General features: G+C 65.1%; 10 protein-coding genes. 4 read left to right on the forward strand and 6 right to left on the reverse strand.

The window, feature by feature from the left end; all coding sequences use genetic code 11:
• The coding region (locus tag V5A53_RS09225) for a sensor histidine kinase (protein WP_332313313.1) at nucleotides 1-508 on the forward strand (508 nt) is incomplete at its 5' end.
• A gap of 63 nt (nucleotides 509-571) precedes the next feature.
• Here V5A53_RS09225 and dapB read toward each other — a convergent pair.
• Both dapB and dapA read right to left on the reverse strand, forming a co-directional pair.
• A complete protein-coding gene (gene dapB / locus V5A53_RS09230; protein ID WP_332313314.1) occupies nucleotides 572-1,363 on the reverse strand; it encodes a 4-hydroxy-tetrahydrodipicolinate reductase in 792 nt (263 codons plus the stop codon).
• Complete coding sequence (gene dapA / locus V5A53_RS09235; protein ID WP_332313315.1) at nucleotides 1,360-2,244, reverse strand: 4-hydroxy-tetrahydrodipicolinate synthase; 885 nt, start codon at nucleotides 2,242-2,244, stop codon at nucleotides 1,360-1,362. The genes dapB and dapA overlap by 4 nt, the downstream gene beginning before the upstream one ends.
• Nucleotides 2,245-2,526: 282 nt before the next feature.
• Between dapA and V5A53_RS09240 the strand changes: the two genes are divergently transcribed.
• Nucleotides 2,527-3,366, forward strand: coding sequence for a M48 family metalloprotease (locus V5A53_RS09240; protein ID WP_332313316.1), 840 nt, complete (start codon nucleotides 2,527-2,529; stop codon nucleotides 3,364-3,366).
• A gap of 8 nt (nucleotides 3,367-3,374) precedes the next feature.
• On the opposite strand, the gene V5A53_RS09245 is transcribed toward V5A53_RS09240, so the two are convergent.
• Nucleotides 3,375-3,794 carry a hypothetical protein gene (locus V5A53_RS09245; RefSeq protein WP_332313317.1) on the reverse strand — a complete coding sequence of 140 codons (420 nt, stop codon included), beginning with the start codon at nucleotides 3,792-3,794 and terminating at the stop codon, nucleotides 3,375-3,377.
• Between the two features lie 110 nt (nucleotides 3,795-3,904).
• On the opposite strand from V5A53_RS09245, the gene folP reads away from it, so the two are divergent.
• Nucleotides 3,905-6,346: a dihydropteroate synthase gene (gene folP, locus V5A53_RS09250; RefSeq protein ID WP_332313318.1), complete on the forward strand. Its 2,442-nt coding sequence runs from the start codon at nucleotides 3,905-3,907 to the stop codon at nucleotides 6,344-6,346.
• 22 nt (nucleotides 6,347-6,368) lie between these two features.
• On the opposite strand, the gene V5A53_RS09255 is transcribed toward folP, so the two are convergent.
• From V5A53_RS09255 to V5A53_RS09265, 3 genes are all read right to left on the reverse strand, one after another.
• Entirely contained in the window at nucleotides 6,369-6,809 is a 441-nt protein-coding gene (locus V5A53_RS09255; RefSeq protein WP_332313319.1) for an NUDIX domain-containing protein, read from the reverse strand.
• A 142-nt stretch (nucleotides 6,810-6,951) separates the two neighbouring features.
• A complete protein-coding gene (locus tag V5A53_RS09260; RefSeq protein WP_332313320.1) occupies nucleotides 6,952-8,157 on the reverse strand; it encodes a two-component system sensor histidine kinase NtrB in 1,206 nt (401 codons plus the stop codon).
• 158 nt (nucleotides 8,158-8,315) lie between these two features.
• The gene (locus tag V5A53_RS09265) at nucleotides 8,316-10,289 is read right to left on the reverse strand and encodes an AMP-dependent synthetase/ligase (RefSeq protein WP_332313321.1); all 1,974 of its coding nucleotides are present in this window, start codon (nucleotides 10,287-10,289) and stop codon (nucleotides 8,316-8,318) included.
• A gap of 182 nt (nucleotides 10,290-10,471) precedes the next feature.
• Here V5A53_RS09265 and V5A53_RS09270 point away from each other — a divergent pair.
• On the forward strand, nucleotides 10,472-10,984 hold a 513-nt coding region (locus tag V5A53_RS09270; protein WP_332313322.1), incomplete at its 3' end, for a hypothetical protein.

A 10,984-nucleotide genomic window follows, 5' to 3' on the forward strand; every position in this document is an offset into this window, starting at 1 on the left:
TCTCCAACCTATCGTTCAGGCCCTCGACCGGATGGAGGGACTCATCTCGGATACGCTAACACTCGCCAGAGAAGGGCAGGTCGTCGCGGATTTCGAGCCGATACAGCTGACCAACCTCATCGGGTCGTGCTGGAAAACCGCTGCGACCGAGGAGGCGACCGTCGAAATCGAAGACGAGATCACGATTAAAGGCGACCGGAGTCGACTTTGTCACGTGTTCGAGAACCTCTTCCGGAACGCGATCGAACACGGTGGGGCGGACGTGACCGTCCGCGTCGGCCGGATCGACGAATACGGAATCTACGTCGAGGATGACGGACCCGGTATTCCGGAGGACGAACGAGAGAGGGTGTTCGAACCCGGACACACGTCGGTGGACGGTGGAACCGGGTTCGGGCTAGCTATCGTCAGGCGGATTACAGAGGCACACGGCTGGGAAGTCGAGATCGTAGAGGGAAGCGACGGAGGAACACGCTTCGAGTTCACCGGCGTCGATCTGGTCCGGTAGTGACGCCGGCTATCGTCTTCCCCTCGCGTCCGTCGCACCACCGACGGCCAGATAAAACGCGACCTACAGCACGTCTTCGAAGTCGTACCATCCGGCGTCCTTGCCGGCCAGCCACTCCGCCGCATCGACGGCGCCGGCGGCGAAGACGCGCCGGGATTCGGCGCGGTGGGTCAGCGTCAGCACCTCGTCGTTACCGGCGAGCAGGACCTCGTGCTCGCCGCGGACGTTGCCGGCCCGGCGGACGTGGACGCCGACCTCGTTTTCCTCACGCAGGTGTTCTCCCTCGCGGCCGTGGGTCCGGTCGAGTTCCTCCCCGCGGTCTCGCGGCTCATCGCCGCTCGACTCTCCGGCGGCGCGTTGCGCCGCCCAAGCCTCGTCGATGACGTCGAGGACCGTGTTCGCAGTCCCCGACGGGGCGTCCCGCTTGCCGTTGTGATGGGTCTCGGTGAGTTCGATGTCGTATTCTGGCAGTGCCTCGACGCCGGCCTCGACTACCTTCAGGAGCGCCTGCACGCCCTTCGCGAAGTTCGAGGCCTTGAGCACCGCCGTCGACTCGCTGGCCTCACGGAGTTCGGCGAGACCTCGCTCGTCGAACCCCGTCGTCCCGACGACGTAGGGGACGCCGGCCTCGGCGACCAGTTCGGCGTACTCGCGGGTGGCGTCCGGGACGGTGAAGTCGATGACTGCGTCGGCGTCTTCGAGCAGTCCGGGCAGGGCGTCGTTGGTGTGAACCCGCACGTCCTCGATGGAATCCTCGGAACGGGCGATGCCGTCGATGTCGTGGCCGCGGCCGCTGGCCTCGGCGACGATCTCGGTGCCGGTCCGGCCCGTGGCGCCGATGACGACCAGTTTCATCGTTCCAGTTCGTCCAGAACCTCACGCAGGCGTTCCCGGTTCTCCGGCTGGAGCGGCGACAGCGGCGACCGCATCGTCGAAGAGTGGATGCCCCGCATCTCCATTGCTTCCTTGATCGGGATGGGGTTGGTCTCGACGAACAGCGTCCGGAAGAGGTCGCCGAGTTCGTACTGGAGGTCGCGGGCGCGGTCGAAGTCGTTCTCTAACGCGGCGCCGACCAGCGCCACCGTCCGCTCGGGTTCGACGTTGGCGGCCACGGAGATACAGCCGGAGCCACCCTGCGCGATGACGGGCAGGGTCAGGGCGTCGTCGCCCGACAGCACCGCGAAGTTCTCGTGGCGCGTGCGCTCGATGACCTCGTTGACGCGGTTGAGGTCGCCGCTCGCGGCCTTGTAGCCGACGATGTTCTCGTGTTCGGACAGCGAGACGGCCGTCTCGATGGCGATGTTTCGGCCCGTCCGGCCCGGGACGTTGTAGATGATCTGTGGCAGGTCGACGGCGTCGGCGATCTGCCGGAAGTGATGCTCCATCCCGTCGGGTTCGGGGATGTTGTAGTACGGCGAGATGAGCAGCAGGCCGTCGGCGCCGGCGTCGGCCGCGCGCTCGGAGAGTTCCAGCGCCTCGCGGGTGTTGTTCGAGCCGGAACCGGCGATGACGGGGACGTCGTCGACGGCGTCGATGACCGTCTCGACGACGTCGATGTGTTCGTCGTGGGTCATCGTCGCCGATTCGCCGGTGGTGCCGACGGGCACGAGGCCGTCGACGCCCGCAGTTTCGAGTCGCTGGGCGTGGTCACGGAGGGTTTCGTGGTCGATGCTCTCGTCATCGTGGAACGGCGTCGTCATCGCAGGGAAGACGCCGGTGAACGTGTCGTGTGTCATTGGTGATGTCTGGGGGGTCGGTAGTCGAAGGCGGTGCGTCCGGAAGCGACCTCCGACGGGGGCGCCACGCCCGCCGAAGACCTGCCTACGGACGTTTGCCTTTGGAGAAAGCGACCGAACCGGCGTGCTCGCGGGTAGTCGCTGGCGACCCACCGACGAGCACGTGGCTTCGCATACGCGAGAAAGCGACGCGAACCAACTTATGTATTGTGAGTTGTCCACGCCACCTGCTAGCACGGGGGCCGGAAGCCATATCCGCCGAAATCCCTAACCGGCGGACGTATGCGACATATCGGACTCAAAGCACGGATGGCGTTCGTCGGGAGCGTGCTGTTCGCGTTCTATGCGCTCGTCGCCATCATCGCCGTCGAAGTCTACGGCATCGGCCTGCCCATCGTCTTCTTGGGCACGATCGCCTTCGCCGGCTTCCAGTACAAGTTCGGCAAGTGGGCCGCGATCCGCAGTTCCGGCGCCGAGGACATGGACGAGGACCGCTATCCCGAGATCCATCGGTCGGTCGAACGCATCGCCGACGAGATGGGCCTCGAGAAGCCGCGCCTGATGGTCGCCCAGATGGGCGTCCCCAACGCCTTCGCTGTCGGCCGCCGCGGCGCCGGCACGGTCGTGGTCTCGACGGAACTCATCCGTACACTGAGTCACGACGAACTCGAAGCCGTCCTCGCCCACGAACTAGCCCACATCGACAACCGCGACGTCATCACGATGGTGATGGGCCAGTCTATCGCCTCGATGCTCGGGCTGGCGGCCTACTTCGCCATCGCCTTCTCCCGAGAGGGCGGCATCGGCAACATCATCATCGGCTACATGGCCTCCATCCTCGTCCAGTCGGTGACGATGGTCTTCGTGCTGGCCATCTCCCGCTACCGTGAGTACGTCGCCGACTCCGACGCCGCCCGCCACGTCGGTGGCGACGCGATGGCGAGTGCCCTCCAGAAGATCAGCGCCGCCGGCAAGGGCCGGGACGCCGACCTCGATTCCGACGTCGCCGCGCTGGCTATCTTCGGCGGCGACCGCGGCGGCCTCGAAAAGCTGTTCGCGACCCACCCGCCCATCGAGAAGCGTATCGAGGCGGTCCGCGACGTCGAGAAGGAATTCTACTGACCGCGCGGTCACATACCGCCTTTCGAATCGGTCGACTCACTGTTCGTCATGATGACGCCACTGACGAGCATCAGTACCGCGAGGGCGACCATTCCGGCATCCCAGCCCATGCCGGCCGTCATCGCGCTCCCACCCATCCCATCGCTCATTCCCATCCCGCTGCCGTCGTCCATCACGCCCGTGCCGAGAAGCGCCTGATTGAGGAGCATCAGGACCGAATAGACGATCATGAGCGGGCCGCTCGCACCACCGAGTTTTTCGGCGTAGTCCGTCAGGAGGGCGGCCCCGTGGACGATGACGACGACGCCGAGGAGGCCCATGAGCCAGCTACTCGTCACCATTCGTGAGGCCATCGACGCGCTCCACAGCGAGTACAGGCCGGAGACGAACGCGATGGACGCCCCGTACAGTCGGGTATTGGAAACCATAGTCGGACCACGGACGCCAGTATTTATAATCCCAACCCGCGCGCTACGACGGTCGAGCGACCGGTATCGTGGTTCGACACGCTAAAGCGGCCGCCCACAATCGCTAGAATATGGAGTACCACGAGGCGGCGAACTTCCTGTTCGACCTCCGCCGATACTCGCCGCGGACGGGCGTCGAGTCGACGCGGCGCCTCCTCGATCATCTCGACGCGCCGGATGAAGACCTCCGCGCCGTCCAGATTGCCGGATCGAACGGGAAGGGCAGCACCGCCCGCATGGTCGAACGCGTCCTCCGGGAAGCCGGCTACGACGTCGGCCTCTACACCTCGCCACACCTCGACGACATCCGCGAGCGCGTCCGCATCGACGGCCGCAAAGTGTCGAAGGCGGCCGTCCGCGAGTTCGTCGAGGCGGTCGAACCCTACGTCACCGACGAGGCCGCCGACGGCCACTCGCCCACCTTCTTCGAGACGACGACGGCGCTTGCCGTCTGGGCCTTCGCCCGCGCGGACGTCGACATCGCAGTACTCGAAGTCGGCATCGGCGGGAAGCACGACGCCACCAGCGCCGTCGACGCCGAGGCCGCCGCAGTCACCAGCGTCACGCTCGAACACGCCGACATCCTCGGCGATACGGTCGAGGAGATCGCCCGCGACAAGGCCGCCGTCGCACCCGAAGACAAGCCCCTCGTCACCGCAACGACCGGCGATGTGCTGGCCGCCGTCGAGGATGTCGCCGGCGACGTGGTTCGCGTCGGCGAGGACGACGAAGCCGACGTGCGTGTCACCGACCGCGGCCGCGAGGGCATCGAACAGGCCGTGGATTTGGCAGGGGAAGACTGGGCAGCGAGCACCCACCTCGCCTTGCTCGGATCCTATCAGGCCCGCAACGCCGGCGTCGCGGCGACGCTGGCCCGACAGATGGACGGCGTTGCCGTCGAGGACATCGAACGCGGCCTGCGGAACGCCTACTGGCCCGGCCGCTTCGAAATCATGGAGCAACAGCCGTTCGTCGTCCTCGACGGCGCACACAACCCCGGCAGTTGCGAGGGCGTCGCCGAGACTCTCTCGACGTTCGACTACGACGAGCTACATCTCGTCTTCGGCGCGATGTGCGACAAGGACCACACCGGCATGGCCGCCGCGCTCCCTGATGCGGACCACGTCTACACCTGCCGGCCGGACTTCGAGCGCGCCGAATCCATCGATGCGCTGGCAGCGGTCTTCGAGGACAGCGCCGACAGCGTCGACGCAGTCGGATCGGTCACCAACGCGGTCGAAACCGCCATAGTGAACGCTGACCCCGAGGACGCCGTCCTCGTCTGTGGGTCGCTGTTCGTCGTCGCCGAAGCCCGCCGCCGCTGGACCCGCGAGTACGTCCCCAAGCGCGTCCCGGACATCGAAACCGCCGCCGACGTACTCGAGGGTGCGAACGTCACCGAAGGCGGCGTCTACCGGATGCGCGGCAAGGGCGTCCACCGCGTGCTGGCGACCCGCGTTCGCCGCCGGCAGGCCGACTACCTCAAGCAGGAACTGCTCTCGATAGGCGGCGAATGTGCCACCTCCGGCCTCGACGCACAGGACCGCGAGTTGGTCGACATCGTCCTGATGGGGACCCTCTCGCAGTTCAAGCGCCTCAGCGAGAAACTGCAGGGCCAACCCGACGGCCTCCCCGCCATCGGTACCGAGATTCGAGAGGCGCTGGGCATCCAGTATCGACCCGAAACGGGCGGCTATCCGTGGGAGGACGGCACCGCCGTCATGGGCATCCTCAACGTCACGCCCGATTCCTTCCATGACGGTGGCCGCTACGACACGCTGGAGGACGCCGTCGCTCAGGCCGAATCGATGGTCGAAGCCGGCGCCGACATCGTCGACGTAGGCGGTGAATCGACTCGACCCGGTGCCGAACCCGTGCCTGTCGAGGAGGAGATCGATCGCGTCGTGCCCGTCGTCGAGGCGCTGGCCGATACCGACGCGCTCGTGTCCGTCGACACTCGGAAGGCCGACGTCGCCCGGGCGGCCCTCGACGCCGGCGCCGACATCCTCAACGACGTCTCGGGGCTCGAAGACCCCGAGATGCGACTCGTCGCCGCCGACTACGACGTTCCGGTCGTCGTGATGCATTCCATCGAGACGCCGGTCGACCCGAGCGCCGACATCGAGTACGACGACGTCGTGGCCGATACCATCGACGCGCTGACCGAGCGCGTCCTGCTGGCCGAGAAAGCCGGTCTCGACCGTTCGCAGATCATCGTCGACCCCGGCCTCGGCTTCGGGAAATCCGCCGGCGAGAGTTTCGAACTGCTGGGTCGCGTCGACGAGTTCCGCGCGCTTGGCTGTCCGATCCTGGTCGGCCACTCCCGCAAATCCATGTTCGGACTGGTCGATGACGGCGCCCCAGAGGAACGGTTAGCCTCGACTGTCGCCGGCAGCGCCATCGCCGCCGAGCGCGGCGCCGATATCGTCCGCGTCCACGACGTCGCCGAGAACGTCGCCGCCGTTCGGACGGCCGAAGCGGCCGCCGACCCTGAGGCGTTCGCCGAGGAATAGACGGCGGGAGACGGGCCCGCCGCTACTGTTCCGACAGGCTATCGAAGAACACTCGCTGTCGTTGGCGGGTCCGAACCCGCTCGGCTTCCTCCGCCGTGAGGTACGCTGTGAGTTCGTCAGGGTCGACCCACTGAACCGCCTGTAGGTCGTCGGCCGCCACTGCATCCGTCGTCTCCGCCCGGCAGTGGGAGAGTATCTGGAGACTGTTCTTCTCGTCGTCAGCGCCCCACGCGAAGGTCATGACGTCGATGAGCGATTCGACCGTCACGTCGAGGCCGGTCTCTTCTTCGACCTCCCGTCTCGTTGCCGCTTCGACGTCCTCGTTGAAGGCGAGATGCCCGCCGAGAAGGTGCCACTCGCCGCCGATGGGATGGTCGTCGACGGCCTCCTTCTGACCGATGAGTACCTGCCCGTCGTAGGTGATGGCGGCTTTCACGACGGTCCGAAAGGCGTCTCGGTTCATGGAGACTCGTGGCAGCGTAGACCTCATTTATCGTTCGGAATCCACCGCGTTCGGGCCGGGTACGCGAAAGCGTACTCGTCGTGGGTTAGCGCCGGGTGGACGTCAACGACGAGGCCTGCTGGAGAAGACGTAGGAACCAACCTCAGGCGTCGATGTCGACGCCCGTAATCTCGAATCGCGCGCCGCCGTCTCGGCTCTCGGTCACGTCGATGTCCCAGCCGTGGGCTCCGACGATGTTCCTGACGATCGTGAGCCCGTAGCCGCTCCCGTTTTCGCGTGTGGTGTAGCCCTTCTCGAAGACCGACTCCCATTCGGCGGGGTCTATGCCGGTACCGTCGTCGGCGACGTAGAACCCGTCGCCTTCGACGCCGACGCGAACCGTTAGGTGATCGTCCGGTTCGTTTCCGCCATCGTCGGGGGATGTAGCGTCCCCGACGGCAACGTTGGGCGCCTGCGGAGTCTGTGCAACAGAGCCGTGCTCCACAGCGTCCTCCTGAGTTCGCGAAGGAGGGTTCGTCGAACCGTGTTCGACGGCATCCTCGCGAGCCCGCGAGCGAGGGCTCGTAGAGCCATGCTCTACGGCGTTGTGGAACAGGTTCCCGAGCATCTGCGCCAGTCGGTCACGGTCCGCGAGGATCTCGACGTCGGCGTTCTCGCAGACGAGCGTCGCCCCGGCGGTCGCCGTCGTGTTCCATGCCTGTTTGGCTGTTTCGGCCAGCGATACCGGCTCTTGCTCCTCGACGGTCTGGCCGGAGCGAGCGAGCGAGAGCAACTCCTCGGTCAACACCTCCATGCGTTCGTGGGCCTGCTCGACGCGGTCCAGATACGAGCAGTCCTCCGTCTCCGTCGCCAGTTCGGTATTGCCGCTGGCGACGGTCAGCATGTTGTTGAGGTCGTGGCTGACGACGGACGCGAACTCGTCGAGCCGCTCGTTCTGCCGTTCGAGGCGGCGCTCGTACTCGTGCTGGTCGGTGATGTCGACGTTGGTGGCGACGAAGTGGGTGATCTCGCCGTCTTCCTCGACAGGGGCGATGGTCTGGTCGATGACGTACCGTTCGCCGGATTTCCGCTCGTTTATGAGTTCGTTCCGCCAGACCTCGCCAGACAGGATGGTGTCCCACAGTTCCGCATAAAACGCGTCGTCGTGTTCCCCCGATTTCAGGATGCGCGGCGTCCGCCCCACGGCCTCCTCGGCGCTGTAGCCGCTCATCTCCTCGAAGGCAGGGTTGACGTACTGGATGACGCCGTTGGTATCAGTGAAATACACCGAGTGCCCGGAGGCTTCGACCGCCCGGCGGAAGAGTCGCTGGCCGAGTTCCGCAAACGGCGACGTGTCGTCCCGGCCCATGTAGTACAGTCTAGTTCGGCCACCAGCTTTTTAAACAAGTTGTTCGGCTCACCGCTGGAAACTTTTGAGGGCCGACGCTCCTGCGAATCGTTGTACCGTGTATCGGTCATCACCGACCCGTACTGGCGAGGACCGATGAAGGACTACGACGGTCCGTATCAGTCACTCGTTGCCTCGGCTTCGGCAGCTTCGCGACCGTAGATGCTTCCGATCTCCTCCTCGAAGGCCGACCGGATGTTCCGCCGCTTCTTCTTCATCGACGGCGTCAGCAGGTCGTTGTCGGCGGTCCACTCCTGGGCGACCAGTCGGAACTCCTTGATCTGCTCGTTTTTCGCAAGCCGTTCGTTGACGCGGTCGATTTCCTCGTCGACCCACGTTCGGGCCGCATCTGTCTCGATGACGTCTTCGGGGTCCTCGGGGAGGTCGATACCCTCCTCGTCGGCCCAGTCCCGCAACGCCTCGAAGTTCGGTGCGACGATGGCAGCGATGAACTTCTCGTTGTCGCCGACGACCATAATCTGGTCGACCCGCGGCGAGGTGGCGAACTCGTCTTCGATGGGCTCGGGTGCGACGTTCTTGCCCGTATCCAACACGAGGAGGTTCTTCAGGCGGTCGACGAAGATCAGATAGCCGTCATCGTCGCGGGTGACGATGTCGCCGGTCCGGAACCACTCGCCGTCGAAGGCCTCGTCGGTCGCGTCGGGGTTGTTCCAGTAGCCCTCGAAGACGTTCGGACCCTTGACGAGCAACTCGCCGACCTCGCCGTCGATCTCCTCTTTCGTGGACTCGTCGACCTCCTCGTCGTCGAGGCGGACCTCGACGTCGACCAGCGGTGGCCCCATCGTCCCGATGTGGATGTCCTCGGGTGGGTTGAAGGAGACGCCGGGGGCCGTCTCGGTGAGGCCGTAGCCCTCGACGATGGTGATACCCATCGCGCGGTAGAGTCGCGCCAGGTCGGCCGACAGCGACCCGCCGCCGGAGATGAACATCTCGATGTTGCCGCCGAGGGCCTCCCGGACCTGCGAGAAGACGAGGCGGTCGGCGATGCCGAGTTTCGCCTTCTGGACGGCCGAAGGGCTGTCGGCGCGGTCGTATTCCTGTGCGACACCGACCGACCACTCGAAGATGCGCTTTTTGAGCGGCGAGGAACCGGCCTGCTCGCGGATGCCGTTGTAGATGCGCTCGTAGACCCGGGGGACGGCGGCGGCCAACTCCGGTTTGACCAACTCGATGTCCTCGGCGATGGTGTCCGCACTGCCCGCGTAGGCGAGGGTGACGCCCGACCCGAGGCTCTGGAAGTGGTTCGACCGCTCGAAGGCGTGGGCAAGCGGCAGGAAAGCGAGCGAGGTCTTGCCCGCTTCCAGAACCGGCACCCCCTCGGGTTTGTCGGGGCGGGGGCCGATGCGCTTGCGCACCTGATTCATGCAACTCCGCCAGTTCTTGTGGGTGAGTTCGACCCCCTTCGGGTCGCCCGTCGTTCCCGAGGTGTAGACCAGACTCGCGAGGTCGGTCCACTCGCCGTCGTCGACCCACGATTCGACCATGCCCGACTCGAAGACGTCGGCACCCATCTCGTAGACCTCGTCGAGCGTATAGAGGTCGGCCTCGAGAGCCGTCTCGACCGGGCCCGCCTCCAGCAGGACGGCGAAGTCGATATCGGTGGCGTCCTCGGCGGCCGCAAGGGTCGACAGCAACTCCGCGTTCTCGACGACGACGCCCGTCGAATCGGGGTCATCGAGGAGATGCTCCACCTGGGGGACCGACGATTCGGTGTAGACGGTCGTGACGACCGCCCCCGCCGACATCAGCGCGAGGTCGGCCTGTGCCCATTCCATACGCGTATCGGCGTAGATGCTCACGCGGTCTTCCGGGGCAACGCCAACCTCCCGGAAGCCGACGGCCAGCCGTTTGACGATATCGGCGACGTCACGATACGAGAGGTCGGCGTACGCCCCGTCGGGTGCCGGGGCGACGATACCGCCGTCGACCAGCGCCCGGTCGTGGATACCCCCTTTATATTGTTGGCAGGTCGCCTCACCATACCGGTCGACCGCATCGAAGAACAGCCGCGGGATGGTCGTCTCCCCGATCACCTCGTCCGTGTACTCCCGTTCGGCCTCTCGCCAAGACATAGTGGTAGATATTGCCACCCACATATCAAACTAGGTGGGGACTGGCATCGAACTGCTCGCACACGTTAGTCCATCGTATTACTATCCGCTGAACCACCCGCTGATACGTGCTTCCTGGTACCGTTCAGTATCGTCGGTAACCCGTTGTGAACGACGGGCTTCCCGAAGGGAGTTTTCAGGTAGTGAAAAAGCTGACCATGCTATATGTATGTTCGAGATGTTGTGAAGGATGGGAAAGGTGGGGTATGACACGAGATGATAATCACCCAGACGAAACAGTAGTATCGCACGAAAACGTCGTCGTGAGCCGTGAATTCACGACGAAAGACGAAGGAGTCGTCGTAACGCTCACGATACGGTCGACGGGCGAGCAGCCGGCAACCGTCCACGTCACCGACGAGTTCCCGGCGTCGCTCCCGATCGAGGCCGTCTGCTTCAACCCCGAAAAGGGGCCGAATGCGGGGGATATCACCCCCCAGCGGGCCTCGATAGAGCAGCCGCTCGATGACGAACCGGTCGAGGTGGAGTACGGGATTTCGCTGTCCGAGTCCGTCGAGGAGGTGCAACTCGACCCCCCTACGATTCGGGAGGTCGCAACGGGTATCACCCGAGGGGCTTCCCGACAGACCGACGATGGAGCACCATCGTCTACGATCGAGAGCTGGGATTTCGGGCCTTCGAAGTCGTTTTCCTCG

This window comes from Natronomonas sp. (assembly GCF_036625485.1).
Lineage (GTDB): Archaea > Halobacteriota > Halobacteria > Halobacteriales > Haloarculaceae > Natronomonas.